Annotated in this window: 25 protein-coding genes and 1 tRNA gene; 9 read left to right on the top strand and 17 right to left on the bottom strand. The window is 53.1% G+C overall.

Features of this window, described 5'->3' with window-relative positions; all coding sequences use genetic code 11:
- The 6 genes from tssD to E0L16_RS21620 all read right to left on the bottom strand — a co-directional run.
- A partial coding sequence (gene tssD, locus E0L16_RS21590; protein ID WP_131638239.1) for a type VI secretion system tube protein TssD occupies positions 1–237 on the bottom strand: 237 nt, incomplete at its 3' end.
- Between the two features lie 248 nt (positions 238–485).
- The gene (locus E0L16_RS21600; protein WP_131638244.1) at positions 486–1,007 is read right to left on the bottom strand and encodes a DUF2778 domain-containing protein; all 522 of its coding nucleotides are present in this window, start codon (positions 1,005–1,007) and stop codon (positions 486–488) included.
- Between the two features lie 259 nt (positions 1,008–1,266).
- Complete coding sequence (locus E0L16_RS21605; RefSeq protein WP_046621824.1) at positions 1,267–2,355, bottom strand: AAA family ATPase; 1,089 nt, start codon at positions 2,353–2,355, stop codon at positions 1,267–1,269.
- Between the two features lie 147 nt (positions 2,356–2,502).
- Positions 2,503–3,462 (bottom strand): YbgA family protein, encoded by a 960-nt coding sequence (locus tag E0L16_RS21610; RefSeq protein WP_131638246.1) that lies wholly within the window; start codon positions 3,460–3,462, stop codon positions 2,503–2,505.
- 102 nt (positions 3,463–3,564) lie between these two features.
- Positions 3,565–3,975 (bottom strand): hydroxyisourate hydrolase, encoded by a 411-nt coding sequence (gene uraH, locus E0L16_RS21615; RefSeq protein ID WP_063868718.1) that lies wholly within the window; start codon positions 3,973–3,975, stop codon positions 3,565–3,567.
- 99 nt (positions 3,976–4,074) lie between these two features.
- Positions 4,075–4,800, bottom strand: a complete 726-nt coding sequence (locus tag E0L16_RS21620; protein ID WP_063868720.1) for a MerR family transcriptional regulator — start codon at positions 4,798–4,800, stop codon at positions 4,075–4,077.
- A gap of 117 nt (positions 4,801–4,917) precedes the next feature.
- On the opposite strand from E0L16_RS21620, the gene E0L16_RS21625 reads away from it, so the two are divergent.
- Positions 4,918–5,442, top strand: coding sequence for a lipocalin family protein (locus E0L16_RS21625; protein WP_063452111.1), 525 nt, complete (start codon positions 4,918–4,920; stop codon positions 5,440–5,442).
- Between the two features lies 1 nt (position 5,443).
- On the opposite strand, the gene E0L16_RS21630 is transcribed toward E0L16_RS21625, so the two are convergent.
- Genes E0L16_RS21630 through E0L16_RS21655 form a run of 6 tightly spaced genes read right to left on the bottom strand, consistent with a single transcriptional unit; the run spans position 5,444 to position 11,480 of the window.
- The gene (locus tag E0L16_RS21630) at positions 5,444–6,451 is read right to left on the bottom strand and encodes a fimbrial protein (protein WP_131638248.1); all 1,008 of its coding nucleotides are present in this window, start codon (positions 6,449–6,451) and stop codon (positions 5,444–5,446) included.
- The gene (locus E0L16_RS21635) at positions 6,451–6,969 is read right to left on the bottom strand and encodes a fimbrial protein (RefSeq protein ID WP_064910050.1); all 519 of its coding nucleotides are present in this window, start codon (positions 6,967–6,969) and stop codon (positions 6,451–6,453) included. The genes E0L16_RS21630 and E0L16_RS21635 overlap by 1 nt, the downstream gene beginning before the upstream one ends.
- A complete protein-coding gene (locus tag E0L16_RS21640) occupies positions 6,960–9,485 on the bottom strand; it encodes a fimbria/pilus outer membrane usher protein (RefSeq protein WP_131638250.1) in 2,526 nt (841 codons plus the stop codon). Before E0L16_RS21640 ends, E0L16_RS21635 begins: the two co-directional genes overlap by 10 nt.
- A gap of 23 nt (positions 9,486–9,508) precedes the next feature.
- Positions 9,509–10,186: a fimbrial biogenesis chaperone gene (locus tag E0L16_RS21645; protein ID WP_131638252.1), complete on the bottom strand. Its 678-nt coding sequence runs from the start codon at positions 10,184–10,186 to the stop codon at positions 9,509–9,511.
- A gap of 52 nt (positions 10,187–10,238) precedes the next feature.
- Positions 10,239–10,823 (bottom strand): fimbrial protein, encoded by a 585-nt coding sequence (locus E0L16_RS21650; RefSeq protein ID WP_112792086.1) that lies wholly within the window; start codon positions 10,821–10,823, stop codon positions 10,239–10,241.
- A 54-nt stretch (positions 10,824–10,877) separates the two neighbouring features.
- Positions 10,878–11,480, bottom strand: coding sequence for a helix-turn-helix transcriptional regulator (locus E0L16_RS21655; RefSeq protein ID WP_063868730.1), 603 nt, complete (start codon positions 11,478–11,480; stop codon positions 10,878–10,880).
- Positions 11,481–12,315: 835 nt separating this feature from the next.
- Between E0L16_RS21655 and E0L16_RS21660 the strand changes: the two genes are divergently transcribed.
- The 4 genes from E0L16_RS21660 (at position 12,316) to E0L16_RS21675 (ending at position 15,201) form a co-directional block, all read left to right on the top strand.
- Entirely contained in the window at positions 12,316–13,104 is a 789-nt protein-coding gene (locus E0L16_RS21660) for a winged helix-turn-helix domain-containing protein (protein ID WP_131638254.1), read from the top strand.
- Between the two features lies 1 nt (position 13,105).
- Entirely contained in the window at positions 13,106–13,585 is a 480-nt protein-coding gene (locus E0L16_RS21665) for a hypothetical protein (protein ID WP_131638256.1), read from the top strand.
- Positions 13,586–13,938: 353 nt separating this feature from the next.
- The gene (locus tag E0L16_RS21670; RefSeq protein ID WP_226847972.1) at positions 13,939–14,709 is read left to right on the top strand and encodes a GlxA family transcriptional regulator; all 771 of its coding nucleotides are present in this window, start codon (positions 13,939–13,941) and stop codon (positions 14,707–14,709) included.
- A 48-nt stretch (positions 14,710–14,757) separates the two neighbouring features.
- Complete coding sequence (locus E0L16_RS21675) at positions 14,758–15,201, top strand: acetyltransferase (RefSeq protein ID WP_131638258.1); 444 nt, start codon at positions 14,758–14,760, stop codon at positions 15,199–15,201.
- Positions 15,202–15,233: 32 nt separating this feature from the next.
- Here E0L16_RS21675 and E0L16_RS21680 read toward each other — a convergent pair whose 3' ends face one another.
- From E0L16_RS21680 to E0L16_RS21695, 4 genes are all read right to left on the bottom strand, one after another.
- Complete coding sequence (locus E0L16_RS21680; RefSeq protein WP_242672240.1) at positions 15,234–15,818, bottom strand: hypothetical protein; 585 nt, start codon at positions 15,816–15,818, stop codon at positions 15,234–15,236.
- Between the two features lie 10 nt (positions 15,819–15,828).
- Positions 15,829–16,308 carry an Hcp family type VI secretion system effector gene (locus E0L16_RS21685; protein ID WP_131638260.1) on the bottom strand — a complete coding sequence of 160 codons (480 nt, stop codon included), beginning with the start codon at positions 16,306–16,308 and terminating at the stop codon, positions 15,829–15,831.
- Positions 16,309–16,519: 211 nt separating this feature from the next.
- Positions 16,520–17,215 carry a hypothetical protein gene (locus tag E0L16_RS21690; protein WP_131638263.1) on the bottom strand — a complete coding sequence of 232 codons (696 nt, stop codon included), beginning with the start codon at positions 17,213–17,215 and terminating at the stop codon, positions 16,520–16,522.
- Positions 17,216–17,630: 415 nt separating this feature from the next.
- On the bottom strand, positions 17,631–17,972 hold the full coding sequence (locus E0L16_RS21695; RefSeq protein WP_131638265.1) for a SymE family type I addiction module toxin: 342 nt from the start codon (positions 17,970–17,972) through the stop codon (positions 17,631–17,633).
- A 125-nt stretch (positions 17,973–18,097) separates the two neighbouring features.
- On the opposite strand from E0L16_RS21695, the gene E0L16_RS21700 reads away from it, so the two are divergent.
- Together E0L16_RS21700 and E0L16_RS21705 are read left to right on the top strand one after the other, a co-directional pair.
- On the top strand, positions 18,098–18,289 hold the full coding sequence (locus E0L16_RS21700) for a toxin-antitoxin system HicB family antitoxin (protein ID WP_032649915.1): 192 nt from the start codon (positions 18,098–18,100) through the stop codon (positions 18,287–18,289).
- A gap of 23 nt (positions 18,290–18,312) precedes the next feature.
- Entirely contained in the window at positions 18,313–19,119 is an 807-nt protein-coding gene (locus tag E0L16_RS21705) for a toll/interleukin-1 receptor domain-containing protein (RefSeq protein WP_131638267.1), read from the top strand.
- Between the two features lie 5 nt (positions 19,120–19,124).
- Here the strand turns inward: E0L16_RS21705 and E0L16_RS21710 are convergent.
- Positions 19,125–19,219, bottom strand: a tRNA-Sec gene (locus E0L16_RS21710).
- Between the two features lie 286 nt (positions 19,220–19,505).
- Between E0L16_RS21710 and E0L16_RS21715 the strand changes: the two genes are divergently transcribed.
- Positions 19,506–20,897, top strand: a complete 1,392-nt coding sequence (locus tag E0L16_RS21715; RefSeq protein ID WP_131638269.1) for a glycoside-pentoside-hexuronide family transporter — start codon at positions 19,506–19,508, stop codon at positions 20,895–20,897.
- A 12-nt stretch (positions 20,898–20,909) separates the two neighbouring features.
- A complete protein-coding gene (gene yicI, locus E0L16_RS21720) occupies positions 20,910–23,228 on the top strand; it encodes an alpha-xylosidase (RefSeq protein WP_131638271.1) in 2,319 nt (772 codons plus the stop codon).
- Positions 23,229–23,254: the final 26 nt, after the last annotated feature.

The raw sequence follows: 23,254 nt of genomic DNA on the forward strand, positions 1-23,254 counted from the left end.
TCCGGTGGCGGCTGCTTTATAAAGATAAGGGGTAGAGCTATCCACCTCTTTTTCGATCCTCATGGAAGAGTGCTGACGTGTACCGGTAATCGCTCCGTTTGCGCTGTTTACCGGAAGATTGATACCGTGACTTAAACCGATTATCTCAATGCTTCCTTCGCGGTCCTGGACATCTACTGAGCCTTTGATATCCGCGCCGCCGTCGTCTTTGAGCCACATATAGGGAGGGATGGGCATATTATTTGTTCCTTATTTTATTGAATAACTTCATTGTTAATTGGTAGAGGATCGTTGTAATAAAAAGGATGGCTATTAGCCCAATATAGGTATAAACCTCATAAAGAGCGTCCTGACCTATCTCGCCCGGGCCATAAAACACTTCACCAATCCGATGCGCTGTTTCATAGTCAAACCAAAATTCAGCTGGGCCCAAAGTGCGTCCGACGGGGAAGGACAACGCGACGAAGTAAATCGTCTTCACAACTCTACGTACAAGTTTTTGTAAAGCCACCGTCAATCACCTCGATCCATCCCCTGGCCATAAGAGAACGCATGCAGGGGACTTGCATTGGCGTTGTGTTCATCAAAGCATCTCTGATTATCCCGTAATCAGAGTTATGAGCGATTGTGATGCAGCCCTCGGAGATTGTTCCCGGGTGAAGCCTGAATAGACCTCGATGAACGTGATCGACCCATGTTCCATCGTCTATACCGAAGTCATCCTTGTATAAAGCAAACCACTCATCGCGGTTAAACTCTGCACCGTAAAAAAAACGATTGACGAGGTCTTGTGATTTCGCTTTCACCCATGAGAAAAGTCCGCCGCTTCCACGCTCAATAATCCAGTATTTGCCGGGTGGCAATGGGCCTAGGGTGGGGATGGCTGCGCAACTGGCATTATTTCTATAGGTGCCCTGCCCGGAGTGGGCCATAAACACACCCACCCCATAGAGGTTAAATGGCGCATAGTCTGCTCCGTTAAGTATCAACGTTCCATTCAAAGCCATATTTACCAGCCTTTCCTCTCACCTTTCGATTCGATGTTCGGCATTGGGTCACATCCTTCCATCAAGTATGTCAATTCGCTCCAGCGTATGCCCGCTGCCCGCATGGAAGGTGAAACTGGATCATGTATACGCTCAATCGATGTACTTTTAAGACATTGACCAGGCAGATTTTAACCACAAGAAAGAGTAAACCCATGAAGCTTTTAGAAAAGCATCGCGTTAAAACCGATTCTCTCAGCACTACCGTTGAGGATGGCAATTACCCCAGTCGCTCCATCCTCGTCTCCCCCTCCACCATCGACAGCTGATACAGCGAAAACGAACGGTGCTTCTCAATCAACTGCGCCAGCTCCGGCGAGTGGCTGGTGAGCCAGATCTGCGAGTAGCGGCTGGCCTCGGCAATCAGGCTCGCCAGGGCGGGCAGCATCTGCGGGTGCAGGCTGTTTTCCGGTTCGTTAAGGGCGATAAAGGCTGGTGGACGCGGGCTGAGCAATGCCACCGCCAGGCACAGAAAACGCAGCGTGCCGTCGGAAAATTCAGCCGGTTCCAGCGGTCGGCTCAGGCCTTCGCGCTGCATCATCATGCGAAAGCGTCCGCCGGTGTTGTCGCTGTAAAACACGCAGCCGGGGAAGGCCTGGTCGAGAATGCGCATCAGCAGCAGCTCGTCGCCGATTTCGACAATGGTCTGAAACGCGGCGGCAAGGTTCGCGCCGTCGCTGGCCAGCACCGGCGAGCGGAAGCCCACCTGCGGCGCACGTATAGCCGAGCCGGACGAAACGGAAAATTCATGATAAAAGCGCCAGTTACGCAGGGACTCGCGCATCTGCGACACTTCGGGGTAGAGGTGCGGCTCGCCGAGCTGCCCGAACACCGACTCGTTCTCATACAGCGTACCGCTGTGGGTCACTTTTTCGTGATGCACGTTGTTCAGGAAGACCGCCTGATTCTTACGCTTCATCAGCTGTGACGACGGACGACGGTGCTGCCCGCTCAGCCAGATGGACTCCTCTTTGATCACCGGGTCGAGCTGAAACTGTGACGGGTAGGGCAGCTTTTCCACAAACCCGACCTGGAGCTCATATTCATACGTTTCCGTTTCCACCGCCAGGTTCATGCGTCGCAGCTGATCGCTCCGGGTTTTGCCCGCCCAGAACACCTTCAAAATGCCGCCCTCGTTCGCCAGCGCCTGGGAGAATTGCCCCTGCGCCGCGCTGTGCATCAGGTAAATCGCTTTATAAATATTGGATTTTCCCGTGCCGTTGGGGCCGAACACGATGTTGAGCTGCTCCAGCTCAAGCGACATATCGCGAATCGAGCGGTAGTTCTGAATATGCAGGTTTTTGATCATCGGGGTACTCCGCTGTGCAATCTTAACCTGTACAGAATTACAGTATTTTGCGCTGAGCGCAAAAAAAAAGACGACAGTGAGGGTGTCGTCTAAACGGGGTACAGCTTTGGGCCTCTGTGGGTCAATGGGGCCTTCGCTTCTTTCTCATCAGGTAACGGCCAGACGCAGACCCAAATCATCAGGATAGGGATCAAAGTAGTTTTGCGTCATCAGATACCGGTCGGGGTATTCGGCCAGGTAATGCTTCAGCAGCGTCAGCGGCGCGAGGATCGGCAGCAGGCCGTCACGGTAATGCAGGATCACATCACGCAGTTCTCCGCGCTGGCGGCTGTTCAGCTGGTTACGGAAATAGCCCTGAATGTGCATCAGCACGTTGGTGTGGTTCTTCCGCGAAGCGGGTTTTTTCAGGATCGTCATCAGCTTGTCGCGATACGCCACGAAAAACGCGTCCAGATCGTCCCACTCATGCAGTGATGCCACGAACGGGCCAATTTCACGGTAGCCCGCCTGATGGTGCGCCAGAAGCTGAAGCTTATAGCGGCTGTGGAAGTCGAGCAGGGCCCGGCGCGTCACGCCATTTTTACGCAATATGTTCAGTTCATGCAGGGCGAAAACGCGCTCTACAAAGTTTTCCCGCAGCACCGGATCGTGCAGGCGACCATCTTCTTCGACGGGCAGCCAGGGTAAAGTGTCAAGGAGGGCGGCGGTGAACAGCCCGACACCCTCCTTGCGGCCCCGGTTGCCGTTTTCATCATACAGCCGCACGCGCTCCATGCCGCAGCTTGGGGATTTTGCACAGACGATAAAGCCCGACAGATCGCCGATTTTCGGCAGATAATCCGCTGTGAATGCGGCCATCTTCTGCGTGACGTCATCATGCGGCGCTTTGCTAAAACGCATTTCTGTCTCGCCGCGGGTGGTCATCACCAGACGCAGCGCCGGACGAGGCGTTGGCAGGCCAATCGCCATTTCCGGGCATACCGGACGGAAAGTGACCCACTGAGCCAGCTCATCCATCACAAAGCCCATACGCTTATGCCCGCCGTCAAAGCGAACGGCGGAACCGGTCAAACATCCGCTAATACCCAGCACAGGTTTCGTTGTCATGGTGTGCACCTCCCGATCTCATATCTAAAAGTTACACAACAATGCGAGTTTGTCCAAGTATTGGCGAGATTATTTTTTAATCTGCTTTAAAATCAAGGGCAATCAGCTGCCCTTGTAGGTCGAGTAACCGTACTGGCTTAGCAGAAGCGGGATGTGCAGTTTTTCGTTGGTGCGGGTGACGGTGAACAGCACCGGCACTTCCGGGAAGAAGGATTCCAGCTTTTTACCGTGGAAGTAATCTGCGGTTTTGAAGGTCACTTTATACACGCCTGGCGCCATATCCTCATCCTGCGGATAGAGCGATTTGATGCGCCCGTCGTGGTCGGTTTTACCGCTGGCAATCTGGGTCCACTTGTTCTGCTCCTGCTTCTCCAGCGTGACGGTTACATCCGCAGGCGGCATACCGGTTTGCTGGTCCAGAACGTGCACGCTCAGGGTGCCTGCCGGCGCACTGAACGCGGCAGGAGCGAAAGCCATTGAAGCCAGCATCATCAGAGGGAGTGTCTTTTTCATCGTGTTTTCCTGTTAAGTTGTGGTTGACAGGAAAACGTTAGCACTCGCTGCGCGAAAAAATATTCAACTTTTCGTGAAGATTGCCACAGCAGAAAATAATCAGAGGATAATGACCTCAAGGGAAACCTGCTGCTGCCACTGTGCAACCTGCTTTTTCCGTGCGGCGTTAAGCTTGCCGCTGGTGACTAAAAGCCATTTGCGGTCCGGGAAAATTTCCGGGGCCAGCGCGGCAGGGGGAACCGGCAGTATGTCGATGCGGTGGCCCTGGCCGGTGCGCGTTAAGGCTTCAAGCCAGATCTCACACGGGTCGTTCAGATACCAGCCGCTGATGAGAATGTTATCGCCCGGCGCTTTTTTATCGCCTTCAAGGCAAAACGAGGTGTAGGCGATGAGGATGCCGTCGAGGATCTCACGCAGGGTCATGGCGGCGGCAACGTTGGCCGACATCTGGCCGCGTAGCGGACGCAGCACGTTAGCCACCAGCTCTGGCCGCGGGTATTCGCGCCCGGCGTCGTAAACCATCTGACGCAGGGATTCGATTTTTCCCTCCTGCAATTTTTGCAGCATGGCCTGTTGCAGGGTTTGCCAGTTATTGGCGCGGCGCGGAGCAGGGCGTTCCAGCAGGGATTTTACCTGGCCAATGGGTACGCCTTTTTTTACCCAGTCGAGGATTTTCAGCGCCTGCTGAACGTCCTCATCGCTGTACAGGCGGTGGCCGCCGTCCGTACGCTCGGGCTTGAGCAAGCCATAGCGTCGCTGCCACGCCCGGAGCGTGGTGGCGGTAATGCCGCTGAGTCTGGCGAATTCGCCGATGGAGTAAGCCATGTCTGCATCCGAAGAGGAGGAATAATCTCAATATACTACGAATATTTCCCGACGGGATGAAGCGCCGCATTGGTGCACTACACTTAACATCCAACCGCGTAAATGAAAGGAGCTCTCATGAGGCTATGGCCTGTTGTCACCGGTGTCGCCATTGCGCTGACGCTGGTTGCCTGTAAATCTCCCACGCCGCCGAAAGGCGTGCAGCCCATAACCGGCTTTGATGCCAGCCGCTATCTCGGCAAATGGTATGAAGTCGCCCGACTGGAAAACCGCTTCGAGCGCGGTCTGGAACAGGTTACCGCGACCTACGGCACGCGCAGCGACGGCGGGATCAGCGTGCTTAACCGCGGCTACGATCCGGTGAAGAACAAGTGGAATGAGAGCGAAGGTAAGGCGTACTTTACCGGCGAACCCACCACGGCCGCGCTGAAGGTGTCGTTCTTCGGCCCGTTCTACGGCGGCTATAACGTGATCAAGCTGGACGATAAGTACCAGTACGCGCTGGTCAGCGGTCCGAACCGCGACTACCTGTGGATTTTATCGCGTACGCCGACCATCCCGGATGCGGTAAAACAGGACTACCTGAACACCGCACGCGGTCTGGGCTTCCGTGTCGATCAGCTGGTGTGGGTTAAACACTGACCTACTGGTACGAAAACGTAATGCTCGCCAGGGCGTTAGCCGAGCCGGGGACCAGTTCTCCGGTTCGGATGTACTGCGCCTGGAACGGCAGCGACAGCGTTTGTGCTGCGCTGGTGGTCTGGATGAAAAACTGTCCCGTCGTGCCTGCGGCCGAGCTGTCCGGCCCCATCATCAGCGGCCCGATGCCGTTATAGAAGAACTGCACGCCAATGCCGGAGGCCGTGGAGTCCCCGGTCAGCGTCACGATCGACGAGGTATTTGACGGCGTGGTCTGATCGGTCATCACGGCGTTAACCGCCACGTTCTCATCACAGGTCAGGCTGACGTTAAACTCGCCCGACGGTGAAGTGCTGCCTACGGTGGGCAGCGTGTGAACGTCAATGGTGCCCAGTTCGACGCTGGCGCTTTTCGTTCCCACCGTGCAGCCACTTGCCGTCACCGTGATAGTGGTCGGGTTGATGATCACCTGTGCGGTTTTCACTTCGTTGTTATAGGCCGTCAGGATCGCCGCGTTAATGGTTGGAGTCTGGTATACGCCGGATTTCAGCGGAACGCCGGTCTTGATAAACGTCACTTTTGCCGACCAGCCCAGTGCGGTGGCATACCCGCTTGTCCCCTCGGCCGGATAGCTCTGCGTAATGCCCGTCTGCATCGGGACATAGGTCGTCCCGTTATAATCTTTAAGCCCAAGAATGAAGCCGATGCCGGGCACGCCCGTTTCAAATACCATGTAACTGGCGCCATCGAGAATCACCGTGATGCCGGTAGCCGTTACGCTGCTGCTCGGCTCCAGCGTTCCTTTGGAGCAGGTAAATACCAGGCCGCACCAGAACACTTCCGATACGCTCGCGCTTGCACTCCATTCAGAGCCGATCGTCTTTCCGGGCACGATGGAATCTGCCGGGCCTGACCAGGCCATGGGCGTGGGTGAAAGTGTGATATCCGATGTCCAGGAGAGGGCAAACGCCTGAGACGTCATGAATAACAGGGCTAAAAACAGTAAACGCATTATTGGTACTCCGTCGTCCAGGTCGCCACTGCCGAAACGTCTCCGGCATTGACCGGCGCACCCGTGGCGGCCAGTCGCGCATAGAAGGTCATTTTTACGCTGTCATCCCCCGCCGCGCCGTAGGCGGTGGTCTGCGTGTCCAGCGGGATGAGCTCGCCATCTTTATCCAGAATCTGCACCGCCACGCCGGTCGCGCCGCCGTCAGCAACTTTCAGAAGCTGCGGGTTTTCGTTATCCGGCGTGCCGCTGAAGCGGATTTTCACGCCAGCAAAGGTGGGACCGCACGCTTCCAGGGTGAGCGTGAAGGGCGTTTTAACAGGGCTGACCGCACCCGCCTCGCTAAACTGTTTCATGCCGACGGTTCCGAGCGGCACGTCTTGTTCCTTTGAATCTTCCGCGACAATGCAGGTATTGCCGATCACACTGCCGGTCACGGAAACCAGCACGTCATAGCCGCGCACGGGGACGGTGATGAACAGCAGCAGGATCAACGGGAGGAACCGAAGGGTTACTGACATAGAACCTCCTGGGAATAAAGCCCGGTGCGGGCGTGATAATTCTGCGGGTTCAACGCATAGTGGATCGTGCAGCGCTGGGTGCTGTTGCGCCCCCACACGGCGCGTAACGTTCCCTTCGCGGACAGGCCGGTCAGATACACGCTGCCGCCATCGCCGACGATACCGCTGGCGTTGTCATCCTCTGACGAGACCAGCGTGCCGAAGGGGAGCACGTCCCTGGCGTGACGCACGATAAACATCGCTTTTGCCCCCTGACGCGTGGTGAGGGTGGCGCGAACCAGCGCCCCGTCGGTGGGTATTTTATTGGCGATGGCGTTCTCAAGCTCCACGTCATTGCCCACGGTGGTGACATCCAGCGCAACCTGATTGACGCGATACGGCGTGGCGTACGGGATCACCGCATAGCCCCGGCTGTCGGTTTTAATGCCCTTTTGGTTGAGCACAGCGACGTTGCTGGCGCCCGGGGCTTTCACCAGGATATTGGTGTTGCCGAGCGGCTGGCTCAGCGTCAGGCCATCCTCATGCAGCACCGCAGCGCCGCTCATCCCGTAGCTGAGGTTGCGGGCGTCGCCAGAATAGCTGTAGCCCAGGTTGTAGTCTCCCCACGCGCCCTCGTATTGCAGCGCGGCATCGCCGCCGTAGTGCTGCTGCGCGCTGTAGCGCTGGTTGACGCTATAGAAAAGATCTTCCTGTCCCGGCAGATAGCCGCTTATGCCCGTACTGGCGGTGGTGCCGGCGGGATCCGCATGGGTGGTGGTAAAACGAAGGCGGGTCGACAGCGCCGGGTTACCCAGCGGTACCGACAGGGATAACGCCAGGATGTTGTCTTTCTTGTTGTCGTACAGGCTTGCGCTACGCTGGGCGCTGATGCCAAGCGACAGGTTACGAAACGTTGCGTTCCACGCGAACTGCAAACTCTGCGTGGTTTTTGACGTATTCCAGTAGGTTTGTTGATCCCATGACAGCGACAGCGCCCCGTATTCGCCCATCGGCTGTGACAGCAGCAGCTGATTTTTTGCCTTACGCGACATATGCAGGTTGTAAACCGTGTCGTAGCGGGTGGTGACGGTGCCATCGTCTTCTACGGTCTGTTCTGGCGCTCCGCCCGTCATGCCTTTGTAAGTGGTATCGCTGAGGGTATAAAACCCTTCCGTTGAATAACGCAGCGAGAAGAAATTAACCCGCGTACCGGTATCGTTCAGCAGCTTGCTGTACCGCAGGCGCACCGAGTCACCGGTGTAGCGCTGATTATCGGCCAGCTGGCTCCGGGCATGGGTAAGGTCGAGGGAGTACGCGCCAAAGCGGCCGAGATTCTGCCCGATGCCGAAGGCCAGGCCGTTGTAGCGATCGGAAAACTGCGCCCCGCCATAAAACGTGAGGCCATATCGCCAGCCGAGGAACAGCTCGCCCTGCGCGAAGGAGGGCGACTGCTGATTGCTCGTCGGACGGTATTTCCCCGCCCCCAGGGCATATTTCATCTGGCCGTTACGCACCAGATTCGGCACGCTGGCAAAGGGCAGGGTGTATTGCGTCTGGCTGCCGTCGCTCTCCTGAAGGGTGACTGCAAGATCGCCCCCTGAAGAGGTCGGATAGAGATCTTTCACCACAAACGCGCCCGGCGGAACGGAGGTTTGATAGATGATGTTACCGTTCTGGCGAACCGTCACCGTGGCGTTGCTGCGCGCGATGCCACGCACTTCAGGCGCGTAACCGCTCAGGCTGGCGGGCAACATGTTGTCATCGGTCTTCAGGGCGATGCCACGCAGGCCAACGGCGTCAAACACCTGAGATGACGTGAACGTTTCACCGGCATAAGCCTGAGCACGCAGGGCGCGAATATCCCGCTGTAGCCAGGTCTGCACGTGGGTAAGCTCGTGACTCCCTTTGGTCCACGTGGTGAAGTCACGCAGCCGCCATGCGCCCAGGTTGGCACCGCTGTTGAGGCTCACGAACAGCTGTTGTTCCCGCGTGCGCGTCTCGCCCCGATACGCATTATTCGCCCCATTGACCACGTAGTTCAGCCACGCGGCAGTGATGCCGGATTCCCAGCTCGCCGGGTTGACGTACCCGCGCGGCAGAGTGCGCATCGCGCTTTGCGGTACGGTGAAGTTGAGGGTAAGCGTCCTCTGGTCAAAATCAAACCGGGTATCGGCGAACGACTGGGTTAAAAAAATGCAGCGCTGCGCAGGCGACAGCTCACCCCCTTTCGCCTGACGGCTATCGATGCCAAGTGCGGCGAATTGCGCAGGCGTCAGGCACGGCAGTGCTTCACCGGAGGTCTTTTCAGCGGCGCGAAACGTGACGTTACCTGTGAACGCGAACTGGGTGTTGATGTACACGTTAAGGTTGTACTCGCCCGGCGGCAACGCGCTCCCGGCGTTGACCCAGGCGAGGTCGGCGCTGTTTGCCTGTTCGCCGTTAAGAAACGCAGGATTAAAGTGCAGCTCGCTTTCGGCAGCCACGGCTTGCCGAATCACCAGGGCGATCGCCGTGGCGCACAGGATTTTTATTTTCATGTGGTCACGCCTTACCGTTTTTATTATTGAGACAACGACGTGCGGGTGACGGGCGTCCAGGCCCCATAATCGTTAATGGTCTGGTAGCTCAGGCTGCTCGCCTGGCTGAAGGTGTCTGCCAGCGTCACGCTGGCTTTCGGCGGCACCATGACGGGCGACACCGGCCTGCCATCAATTTTAAGGTTAATGGTGGTGAGGTAATACGGCGTTGGGTTGGTCAGCGTGACCTTCCCCGCGCGGTATGTGCCAGCAAGGTTTTTCCATGCCTCTCCTGCGCCTTCCCGGAGCGACTCAGGGCGATAAAAGACCTTGATGCGGTTGGCTGAGGCAAATTGCAGTGAATTGCCGGAACCGTTTTTAACCTGCTGTGGGATGGCTTTGACCGTCATCCAGTACAGCGTTTCGCGATCGTCTGGCAGGGTTTTGCCGCTGAACATGATTTTCACCGCGCTTTCGCTGGCGGGCTTCATCACGTACAGCGGCGGCGTGATGACGAAGTCGTGTGTACGGCTCCCTTTCTCGTCTTCCATCCAGGACTGGATCAGGAAAGTGGCATCAGGATGGGTATTTCTTACCTGCATCATCGTCTGCGTCGTCGCGCCTGCGTAGACCAGCCGCGTTGCACCCAATCCCACGCCGCCCGCATACACGGCGGATGAACATAACGTGCCAGCCAGACAAATCCATGTGTTTACGCGCATTGTGCATCTCCTGAAGCTGAGTCAGACCCGACCAACAGGCCGGGCCTGAAGATCACGAATAGGTCACGGTGTAGGTAGCGACCGCGCTGGCATCACCCGCCGTGGCGTTGCCCTGCGGTGAGTAATATTTCGCGCTGAAGTTGAGGGTGTTTTCCCCTTTACGCAGAGGGATCGCTGCTGCCGGTTCACCCAGCCTTACGACGTTGCCCTGTTCGTCATAAAGACGGATAGCGACATGCTGCGCCGAGCCGGCACCGCCGTTTACGCCCGCGGCCAGGCTATTCACATCGGTGCTGTCCGGCGTACCGGTGAAGGTGATAGCCACGGTCGTTGCGGCAATGGGGTTCTGTTCCGTGGAAGCGGAGGTATCGGCGATTTCGCAATCCTCCAGCGTGATGGCGAAGGTTTTTGCGGTACTGGCTTCACTGCCTGCGGCGGCAAGCGTTGCGGTACGCACTTCACCCATGTCGACGTCAATATTGGCGCTGCCGGCGCTGATGGCGCAGGCGGAGGTCACCACTTTACCGCTGAAGTTGACCGTGCCGCCGCTGGTGGTAGCGGCCAGTGCTGAGCCCGCTGGCAGCAGGGCGGCAATGCTTAATGCCAGCAGAGAATGGCAAGTAAGGCGTGCTTTCATTTCATAGTTCCTTGGTTTTTTTTTATTACGAGATTTGCTCTGAAAGCGGCAGGTCTAACTGGTTAAAAAGACCAGCAAATCTGTCTTATTCCTGAGCCCGAGTTTTCTTATTGCTGAGCTTTTTAAGGCGCTCACGCGGCGATAAGAAAGTTTCTCCAGTTCTGCGATGTAACGTATATCCAGTCCGTTCCTGAGTTCCTTTAATACCCTCCTTTCTCCTGGCGTCAGCGATAACGCCGCTGGCTGCTTTTGGGGCCGATAATGGCTATCAACCATTTTTGCTAGCTTCATCCGCCACTGATAAACCGTATTCTGTAGCGAGATATAGGCATCAATATTTTCCCGGACCCATAACAGACAATGGGCAGAGGTGGAGTACAGGCAGATAATCACCTCGGGATGTGCGGCCTTGATTTTTTTTAAATATTTCAGGGAGTCATACCCTGTATGATATTTCTCTGCGCCTGATATAAATAAGATATCGATACGAATCGACGACAGTACCTTATCCAGTTCGTGATAACCTCCTTCTACGATATTGATCTGAAGGTCATCGCGAATGCTGCTTAATAACGTTTTAATACCATTTCTTGCATAATGATCGCCGCCCATCAGTGCAACTGTAATATGCTGTGTTATTTGGGTAGTGTGCGTCATGTTATCCCCTCGATTTATAATAGTAATCAGGCGAATTATATACAGCGTTATCGCCAGTATTCTCGAAGCAATGACGTATTGCATAGTGTAGGCCTACTATACGTCGGCCAATAAAGAGGTAATCTGAATTAATCTAAAATTGTATTAATTACTAAGATCGAGACCGGTTACGACGTTTCCCTCTGATTGGTCTTATTCCGCTTCGCTTTCTGTAAATTATGATAACCGCAATTTTTCATGAAAATTTAGCTTTGATAAATGTTTTGTAAGGAGTTTGTCTTCTGGTGTCAGTGCGGGTGTGAAGTTGCTGACGGGGGATAACAATTTACGAGTGTTATCATCGATAAAAACTGATGAAAAGGTGGTTGGATAGTATACGAAAAGGTTGAAAGCTATTGATATCACTCAGGTTAAGAAAAGTTAAGCCTTCAGGGTGCTGAATATTTCGGACACAGATGTCCGTGGCGTACAATCTTTTTTTATGTCGGGATTCGTCAATGTCAAGAGGCGAGCAGAGCACCAAAAGGAGAGGTGCTGAATATTGAGATGCTGCTGGTAGTCAGATAATTCTCGTGAGTGAAAATTCACTTCATAAAAGATCATAACGGGAGAGGATGCTGATACGGAGGCTCTGCAAGCCGCATTCTGCAAGGGTTGAGTACTTATGCAGGTTCAGTGAAGCTTAAGAGAAGCAATATAAAATAGGATTTTTCGCCAATTGCTGAGATATACAGCGTGCCGTTAATCAGTCACATTGATCCCGACGCGACTGTCATCACATAAATGCGGTGACTCAGGTTCAACATATGTTAACCGGAGAATTCATACTGCCCCTATGCATAAGCATTACATAATAAATAATATCGTCGAATTTCATCCTGCGGCCAGCACGTTACGTGATATTAACAATCCTGACCGCGTGGTTGTGTTAAATTCGCCAGCAGGCCGATGCCTGTTGCTATTAATCGACAGAGCAGGGTCGATTGTCACTCAGCAAGAGTTCCTGGATATTGTCTGGCAAAGCCGTGGCATGCTTGTCTCCTCCAATACCTATTACCAGAACATCTCAATCCTGCGTAAAGGGCTCAAAAAGATTGGTTTTGAAACTGATCCTATCGTTACCATTCCTCGCATTGGGTTGACGCTGGCAAGCGATACGCAAATAACCGTCAGAGAGCCTTCGCCTGCTGCGGCTCAACCCGTTGATGAACAGTGCGTGGAGGCACCGGCGTTCGAGGAGGCGTCAATAACTCCCGCGCCAGCAGCCCCTGTTGCTAAAAAGCACACGCGCTGGATGGCTGTGATCATAGGGTTATTGCTCGTGCTGGCGGTGGCAGGCGTGACGGCGTATCTGAACGCCAGGGAAAATCGTTTTGTTGAGGACTACCGCTTCGCGGCATCCATCGGCGCCTGTCGCGTTTATCTTGCGAACGACATCCAGACCCACGCTGAACGTGCCTCCGCGCTGACCTATGTGGAGCAATTCAAGGCTGAATGCGCGCAATATTCCTGGGTTTATATCAGCTGGTACGCTCTGCTGCCCCGTGCGTCGGTTATTCGCTGCGATCGGCCCATGAAAGAACCGAACCGCTGTATATCTGATTATTTCCTGAAGGATAGCTAGCATGACTCGTTTTCGGCAGATGCTGTACCTCATTGCGACGTGCCTCGTCACGGCAGGCGTGCTGATGGGCTATTACCTGTGGCACCGTTCCTATGTTCAGCCTTTCTCATGCCAGGCTAATCTGGTACAGCACCATCCGGATGAGACGCTGATGGTCTGGCTGAATTATAACTTTGACGGGAAATTCGGTACCCTGAGCATGAATGCCCGCGCGCAGAGCGATCCGGGTAAAACCATCGACAGAAAAATTTCCTTCCGGGTGGAGCGAAAGGATCACCTGTATTTGCTGACGTCAGAAAAAAACATGACCTTCCCGGACGATAATGTCGAAGACCGCTGGCTGGAAAAATACGAACCGCAATTTTTTGTGTACCCGGGAAAAAGTATTTATATGCGTATCAATGAACAACATAATGGTAACTATATCTTTACGTTAGGAACATTACCGACATATGTGTGCCGGGGAACAAAAAAAGAATGATATAAACGAGAAAAACAGTATATTTTCCTCCCGTCTCATTTATGCTTGATTTAAAATATCAGGATTACCTTAGAAATATAAAGTGCGACATCTCATGTTGCGATAATGTAATTAATTTTAAATTTGGCAAGTAAATGAAAACTGTATTTGACTCTCCCGATGGGGGGAAATCAGTACCGGCAAAGTGTCTGCATATTGGGTTGTTATTATGGCCCCGTTATTCACTTCTGGCGGTATCTGGATTGCTGGAAGCGCTGCGTTATGCAGCGAAAGCGCAGGAAAAATTAGCATTTAAAATCAGCCTGATAAGTGAGTTTCCAGATATCCCGATTATCAGCAATGCGGGAATAATCATGAGACCGGATTCCCCTCATGCCCCGCCGGAAAGTTTTAACTACCTTGCGGTTATCGGCGGTGAATTGCAGTATCTGGATTTAGGGTATCGGGGAGATAAAGCATATCTGGCGTATGCCCACCATGCCGGCGTTCCGCTTATTGGCATTGGCACCGGCAGTTTTGTCCTCGCGCAGGAAGGATTGCTGAATGAACGAAGAGCCTCTATACATCCTTTCCACCTGGACGCGTTTCGACAGGCATTCCCGCTGGTCTACGCTGAGCAAGGGTATGACTTTATTGATGATGGCGATGTGCTGACCTGCCCGGGCGGCATTTCCACCCTGACGCTGGCAACTGAGCTTATCCGCGCCCATGCCGGGGATGATATCGCCAGCACCACCTGCCAGCGTTTGTCGCTCGTCCCGCATGAAATTGCCACCCCCCGCCCGGCGAATCTGGCGCTGATCCCCGACTGCCGGCTGCGTCGCGCCGTCATGCTGATAGAGCAGTTCCTGACCCGGCCGCTCACAACCGCCGGGCTTGCGCGAGAAGTGGCACTGAGTGAACGCCAGCTTAACCGGCTGTTCACCGCCGAGTTTGGCAAAACGGCCCGCGAGTTTATCCGCAGCGCCAGGCTGCGCTATGCTTGCTGGCTGCTGAAGAACTCACAGCAAAGCGTGACGGATATTGCGCAGCGGATGGGGTTCAGCGACTGCGCGCATTTTATTCGTCATTTTCAGATGGAGTATGGCTGTACGCCTGGCGTGTGGCGCACGTCGCAGAACTGATTTTTATTGCGTTGCCGCCCCGAAACTCTACACAACCGGAATTTGAACATGAAAATAGAAGCTGCACACCCCGCACAATTTGAACGCCTCGTCGCCGTCTGGGAGTCGTCCGTTCGCGCCACGCACCACTTTTTGCTGGAAAGCGATATCGCGGCGCTGCGTCCGCTATTGCTTAATGCCTATTTGCCTAATCTCACGGTTGTGGTTGCACGTGATGAAGATGGTGTTATTCACGGCTTTTTAGGCGTAGATGAAAATCGTATTGAAATGCTGTTTGTGGATGATGCAAGCCGGGGGAAGGGCGTCGGGAAAATGCTGCTGCAATATGCCATCGCAGAATTTGGCGTAAATGAAGTGGATGTGAACGAGCAGAATCCGCAGGGCGTCGCGTTTTATAGACATATGGGATTTGAGCAGGTCGGGCGTTCGGAACGGGATGGACAGGGAAATCCGTTTCCGCTGCTGCATATGCGGTTGGGTGGGCTGGCTTAACTCCCTCTTCTGTAAAAGAGGGAGCCTGCAAGCTAGTTACTGGTTATTTGCCCGATAATTACGCCGCGCAATTTTTCGCCATCAAAATAATAAGAGACGGTATTGCTCTGAACAAATCCATCCTGTACAGGTGTCTCCTGATAAAGCAGGATCTTTTTTCTGTTGCCGATTGCTTTTTTGCCGAACAATTCATCTAAATCCCCGTGAGTGGCATTTAACAATGGAACGCCAGAGACTGAGACACTGACTCGTTCCGTTGTATTCACACACTCTTTATGGATGCCATCCCTGGCTATGGCTAGCGCAGTTAACAGCCCTGCACCCATTTCGTTATCTGAAATGAACCAATAATTGGTGCCATCGTCGTCATGAAGGCAGATCCAGTGCGCGGAGCTGTCTTTCTCAACTGGTGCATTGGTAGTATCTGATAGCAGAGACATTTCCATTTGAATGTTTTTCTTGCCGATGGAAATGGTGGGATAAAGGGGCACTTTTGTGGGTTCTTCCGGCGTTGTTCCGTCATCCAGATAGTAACTGGCTGCGAATCCGGACATTTGGGCTGCTGATGCATTTTGAACCAGGAATAGCAATCCAGCCATAATTACCAGTACTTTCATTTTTGATACCCTAATACGTAGCCCGATTATTCCATTCGTCAGTGTAGAGAATGTTCCCATCGCAATGCTTCCATGTAATCTTCTCGTAACGGAGTTGAATCTCTTCGAGATGCGTGCTCGTCAAGCCGGTGGGGTGCAACAGGGGTGATATAGAGGTGATCTTCACGTTCTCCATTATCATATTGAAATATTCACTCTCGATACCCTGATCAAGGATTCGATACATTTTCAAAACTGCCTTTTTGAGTGTTCTTCCTTCACACATAGCACGATACAAAACAGGCGTTGAAGCATCAAATTCCTTGTGCAAGTTTAAGGGGGAATGAACTCTTGTGCCTGTCAAACGACCAGTGTTCGAGTTCTCAGGGATCCATACTTGATGGTTAACTGAATGGATTTCAAACGATCCTAATCTCGCTGGCAGTAATGATGGACCAACTACGGGCGAACCATTTTCATCAAATAACCATAGATGAGCGGGATTTGACATAATTTACTCCTGTTAGATAGTAGCTATCTTTTTTTACGTAAAAGGATATAGAGGCCAACAATCACTACCGTTGACCATATTGCATTCATTGCGATTTTTTCCGGTAGCCAAGTTACGGCAAATAATGAAAATAATATGACGAACAGAAGGGGGATTGCGCCTCTCAGGAAAAATATAAACTGGCTTTTTAACCAGTCTTTAATAGCATTGATCATCCCTTTATCATCCTTGAAATCGCATATGCAATGTCACTGTCTGAAGCATAAGCTTGGTTAAGTATAGGGGATTTCATTATTATGGGCTCAATCAAGAAAAACATCATTTCAAGTTCTTCCTGATAAAGTAGATTATAGTAATAAGCATTATAGTTTTTTAGATGGTTGGCGCTTCTGGCTGCCTGCTCAACGATGCCATAAACTTTCAAACCAAGGACAGCATAAGTAGAAAACGATGTGATCTTTTCTTTCATCCAAATGTTGGTATGAACACTACTACAAATTGCTATAGTTGCCGAATATACGAAAGCCTGGCTGGACAGCATCGATGATGAGACTGATACGCCTAAATTCATAAGGTTTCGTTGTATGTTATGTATTCTTTTTTCACTCTTGTTGCTTAATAAGCTTTTAATATAAATATAAAGCATCTTGTAGATTACGTTTCTGTGTTTTATTAACTGGATGATGCCTGTCAAAAATCGTGAATCTTCTTTCCGTAATCGTAAACATACGTCCTGATAGTTATCAGTAAAGCACGAAAGCTGATAGCTTAATCGCGTTGCCCCATCATCTATATGGTGCGCTTGTTTTAATATTTCATCTTTTACGCCTGTTAAGGCGTGATCTAACTTTAGTGCCAATATTTTATGCGCATTCATTGATGTTATTAATGAGTCACTGTAATACATATTGCACCCTTTAATAGGAAACGTAAGCACAAGTTTCTATTAATATTGGCGTTCTGCTGTGATGCATATCGCAATAGTTTATCTTTAATGAAAAAGATAGAGTTTTTAACCTTCACATTATATTTATTGTGAATAATGGTTGGCTATCAATTTAGTGGTTGTATGAGCGTGTGAGTGAGGGCGTTAGAACGGTTGAATGTTAGTTCAGTAACCGTATGGCCACTAAAGGCGTAACTGGCTGCCATTAGCCGAACGCAGCTGCGAGTATTGCGTTGAAATTGTAGTGATCTCTCCCTTGAAATCATATGTCTTCTTTTCTGGCTAACTATCCGGATTTTCCGGATAGTTAGATGCTGATCATTTTCACATCTACATCGTCTGACGCGGCTGGCTGGTTGTATGCCAGAAACAGCTACTAAGCCGGGTGGTTTGTATTTGATTTTGCGAGGCGCTTTCCAGGAAGCTGCGTTTGAATCGCTGCAAGCGCGTCTTCTATCTCGGTGAGCTTTGTCTTCGTCCTTTTATAATCGTCCTGCAACCTCTGCTCCTGCTCGTTATACGCCACCAGTACGATGCACCCTTTCATGACCTTTACTGTGACCTGCTGTCCGGTATCAAACCCCGCCGCGCGCAGCCACTTTCCGGAAAGGATGATTTTCGGCGTGGATTTGTCGTAAACATTCGGGCGGTATCCCACAATTAACGAATGCTCGGTTCCTGATTGGTCGGTGTCTGGGGTAGAATGCGAATCAGCCATAATCAACTCCTTGATAGTTGGTGAGGTTAGACGCTCCGGTTGTGTTCCCGCACATCGGGGCGTTGCAAATACAGGAGGTTTAGGTGGCCTCCTATATGTATCAGGGTAGATGGATAGGTGGCCTCATGTCAATCATATCGCGCGAAAAAAAACCAAAAGGCGGCGGGCAGTCTCCGCAGTTTAAGATGCGTATTGATCCGGCATTGAAGGAACAGTTGGATGCTGTGGCGGCTGAGGAGGGGGTGAGCCTCGCCAGCTGGTTGAAGGAACTGGCGAGGGAGGCTTTACGATTAAGGAAAATTGAACCTAAGGGTTAACAATATGAATAAAGGATTCAGCCATGCCTAAAGAAATGGATCGATATGGTACCGTTAAAGTAATATCTGGAAAATTTAAAGGACGTATTGGTTATTACGATGATGATGATTCTATTTTTCCAGAAAACTATGAATGGAATGAAGAAGATGACGATGATGAAACAATAGAAGGTATAATCCATGTCGCTATCGTATATTTCGGTCATTTTTCTCTAGCGACTGAGCATCATGGAATCCCTTATGATGATTTAGAATATGCATCAATGCACGATTTAGTAAATCGTAAAGCTGAACTTACTAAACTGTGCTCTCCATACAATAAAATATCATATAAGAAATTGTGTAGTTATTTTTCAGAATTACATTACATTGAAACTACTCTTCTGGACCAAATTGTGGAGCAGCGCTATATGAATAAACCTAACGGGGCAAAAATTTTCATCTCTCATTCATCATTGGATAAACCGTTTGCAAAGATGTTATGTATGGACCTTGAAGCAAATGGGTACGCTCCTTGGTTGGATGAATGGGACATAAAAGTGGGGGAAAGTATTCCAGAACGAATTTCAGACGGACTAGAAGAAGCTGATTTTGTAATTGTTATTCTTTCTGAAAATGCGGTTTCATCAAAATGGGTAGAAAGAGAATGGCAAACAAAATATTGGAATGAAATTCAACATAATAGTATTCACGTGCTTCCTTTACTTTTGAAAGATTGCAAAATACCTGAGTTGTTAAAAACAAAAAAATACGCAGATTTTAGAAATGATTTTAATAGTGGATTAAGGGACTTATTGGCAGCACTAGAAAGTTTGTATAAAAAGAAATGAACTTTTGGCGGAAGATCACAGGAGTCGAACCTGCCCGGGAACGCTGGCGCCCCCAACTGGATTTGAAGTCCAGCCACCTCACCGGAGATGACGATCTTCCGCGCCTGCATTGCTACATGGAGGCGGGCGCATTATAGCTACTTTCAGGCATTTACCACATACCCCACACCACTTTTTTCACCGCTCTTTTGACCTTAACCCCCCTGTTTCAGCTAATTCTTAAGAAAATCCTCAGGTTAGCATTTTGTGCTCACCAACCTTTATCCCGATCACAAAAAACAAGAAACGTAATCTGCTAACCAGAAAACGCAATACCCGCTACTGAAACAATGGTTTAAAAAACGGTAACCGGTCTCAGCGCCCCCTACAGCGTGAAGGATAAAAAGATGAGCGAAGTCCTGTCAGTAAAAGAGAAGATTGGCTACGGCATGGGAGACGCCGCCAGCCACATCATTTTTGATAACGTTATGCTTTATATGATGTTTTTCTACACCGATATTTTTGGTATTCCCGCCGGGTTTGTCGGCACCATGTTCCTGCTGGCGCGCGCGCTGGATGCGATCTCCGACCCGTGCATGGGGCTGATCGCCGACCGCACCCGCAGCCGCTGGGGCAAGTTCCGCCCGTGGATTTTGTTCGGCGCCATTCCGTTCGGTATGGTCTGCGTGCTGGCCTACACCACGCCGGACCTCAGCCTCAACGGCAAAATGATTTACGCCGCCATCACCTACACGCTGCTGACCCTGCTTTATACCGTCGTCAACATCCCGTACTGCGCGCTGGGCGGGGTGATCACCAACGACCCGACGCAGCGCATCTCCCTGCAATCCTGGCGCTTTGTGCTGGCGACGGCGGGCGGCATGCTCTCCACGGTGCTGATGATGCCGCTGGTGAACCTGATCGGCGGCGACGATAAGGCGTTCGGCTTCCAGGGCGGGATCGCCGTGCTGTCGGTGGTCGCGTTCCTGATGCTGGCGTTCTGCTTCTTTACTACCAAAGAGCGCATCCAGGTGCCGCCAAGCACCACCTCCATGCGGGAAGACCTGCGCGATATCTGGCAAAACGACCAGTGGCGCATCATCGGCGTGCTGACCATCCTCAACATCCTCGCCGTCTGCGTGCGCGGCGGCGCAATGATGTACTACTGCACCTGGATCATGGGCTCGCCGGAAGTGTTCGTCGCGTTCCTCACCACCTACTGCGTCGGCAACCTGATTGGCTCCGCGCTGGCGAAACCGCTCACCGACTGGAAGTGCAAGGTCAGCATCTTCTGGTGGACCAACGCCGCGCTGGCGATGGTCAGCGTGGCGATGTTCTTCGTGCCGATGCATGCCACCGTGCTGATGTTCGCCTTTATCTTCGTCATCGGCGTGCTGCACCAGCTGGTGACGCCAATTCAGTGGGTGATGATGTCCGATACCGTCGACTACGGCGAATGGACCAACGGCAAACGCCTGACCGGCATCAGCTTTGCGGGCACGCTGTTCGTGCTGAAGCTCGGCCTGGCGCTGGGCGGAGCGATGATTGGCTGGATGCTGGCAGGCGGCGGCTACGACGCGGCGGCCAAAACCCAGAACAGCGCGACCATCAGCATCATTATCGGCCTGTTTACGCTGGCGCCGGCGATCTGCTACGTGCTGAGCGCCATCATCGCCAAACGCTACTACACGCTGAAAACCCCCTTCCTGACCAAAATCCTGAGCGAGCTGGCGCAGGGCGCGCGCCGCAATCAGCAGGATTTTGAAAACCTGCCGGTCAGTAAAGAATTGCAGAACTAAGAGGACGAAAGCATGAAAATCAGTGATGGAAACTGGCTTATTCAACCGGGCCTGAACGTGACGTATCCGGTTCAGGTGTTCGACGTGGAGCAGCAGGGCAATGACCTGGTGGTGTATGTGGCGCCGCGTGACGTGCGCGAACGCACCTGGCAACTCGACACGTTGATGTTCACGGTGCGCCTGTTTGCTCCGCAGGAAGGGATTGTCGGGGTGCGCATCGAGCACTTCCAGGGCGCGCTGAATAACGGCCCGCACTATCCGCTGAACGTTCTGAAAGACGTGAAGGTCGAGATTGAAAACAACGCCGACTTTGCCGAGCTGAAAAGCGGCAGCGTCAGCGTGCGCGTCACCAAAGGCGAGTTCTGGGCGCTGGATTTCCTGCGCAACGGCCAGCGCATTACTGGCAGCCAGCTGAAAAACAACGGCTACGTGCAGGACAGCAACACCGACCGCAATTACGTGTTCGAGCGGCTGGATCTCGGCGTGGGTGAAACGGTCTACGGCCTGGGCGAGCGCTTTACGGCCCTGGTGCGCAACGGCCAGACCGTCGAGACATGGAACCGCGACGGCGGCACCAGCACCGAGCAGTCCTACAAAAATATCCCGTTCTACCTGACCAACCGCGGCTACGGCGTGCTGGTGAATCACCCGGAAAACGTCTCGTTTGAAGTCGGCTCTGAAAAAGTCTCCAAAGTGCAGTTCAGCGTGGAAGGGGAGTATCTGGAGTATTTCGTGATCGACGGCCCGACGCCGAAAGCAGTGCTCAACCGCTATACGCAGTTCACCGGGCGTCCGGCGCTGCCGCCTGCGTGGTCGTTCGGCCTGTGGCTGACCACCTCGTTCACCACCAACTACGATGAAGCGACGGTCAACAGCTTTATCGACGGCATGGCCGAACGCGACCTGCCGCTGCACGTGTTCCACTTCGACTGCTTCTGGATGAAGGCCTTCCAGTGGTGCGACTTCGAGTGGGACCCGGTGACCTTCCCGGACCCGGAAGGGATGATCCGCCGCCTGAAAGCGAAAGGGCTGAAGGTCTGCGTGTGGATCAACCCGTACATCGGCCAGAAATCCCCGATTTTCCGCGAGCTGAAAGAGAAGGGCTACCTGCTCAAGCGTCCGGACGGCTCCCTGTGGCAGTGGGACAAATGGCAGCCGGGGCTGGCGATTTATGACTTCACCAATCCGGACGCGTGCCGGTGGTATGCCGACAAGCTGAAAGGCCTGGTGGATATCGGCGTTGACTGCTTCAAGACCGACTTCGGCGAGCGCATCCCGACGGACGTCCAGTGGTTCGACGGGTCCGATCCGCAGAAGATGCACAATCACTACGCCTACATTTATAACGAGCTGGTGTGGAACGTGCTGAAAGAGACGGTGGGTGAAGAAGAGGCGGTACTTTTTGCCCGCTCGGCATCCGTCGGGGCGCAACAGTTCCCGGTACACTGGGGTGGCGACTGCTACGCCAACTACGAATCGATGGCGGAAAGCCTGCGCGGTGGGCTGTCGATTGGCCTGTCCGGCTTCGGGTTCTGGAGCCACGATATCGGCGGGTTCGAAAACACCGCTCCGGCGCACGTCTATAAACGCTGGTGCGCGTTCGGGCTGTTCTCCAGCCACAGCCGCCTGCACGGCAGCAAATCCTACCGCGTGCCGTGGGCGTACGATGACGAGTCCTGCGACGTGGTGCGCCACTTCACGCAGCTGAAATGTCAGCTGATGCCGTACCTGTACCGTCAGGCGGCGCTGGCCCGCGAGTTCGGCACGCCGATGCTGCGCGCGATGATGCTGGAGTTCCCGGACGATCCGGCGTGCGATTACCTCGACCGTCAGTACATGCTGGGGGATGCCCTGATGGTCGCTCCGGTGTTCTCCGAGGCGGGCGACGTGCAGTTCTACCTGCCGGAAGGCCGCTGGACCCACCTGTGGCACAACGACGAGATCGCGGGCAGCCGCTGGCATAAGCAGCAGCACGATTTTATGAGCCTGCCGGTCTACGTGCGCGATAACACGCTGCTGGCGCTGGGTAACAATAACCAGAAGCCGGACTACGCGTGGCACGCGGGGACAGCCTTCCAGCTCTTTAACCTGAGCGATGGCGCAACGGCAGTGAGCGAGGTGCCGGCCGCGGACGGCTCGGTGATGTTTACGCTGAAAGCGTCACGTCAGGGCGACATCGTCACCTTTACGGGCGCAGGCGAGGCGCGTAACTGGTCCGTTTGCTTGCGCAACGTGCAGAAGGTCGGCGGCGTGAAGGGCGGCTCGCACGCGGGCAGCGAGTGGGGCGTGGTGGTGAAAGCGGAGGGGGATGAGGTGGTGGTTCACTTCTGAGCCGTAAAAATGCCCGGTGGCGCTTC

The organism is Enterobacter quasihormaechei (genome assembly GCF_004331385.1).
In the GTDB taxonomy this organism is placed as follows: domain Bacteria; phylum Pseudomonadota; class Gammaproteobacteria; order Enterobacterales; family Enterobacteriaceae; genus Enterobacter; species Enterobacter quasihormaechei.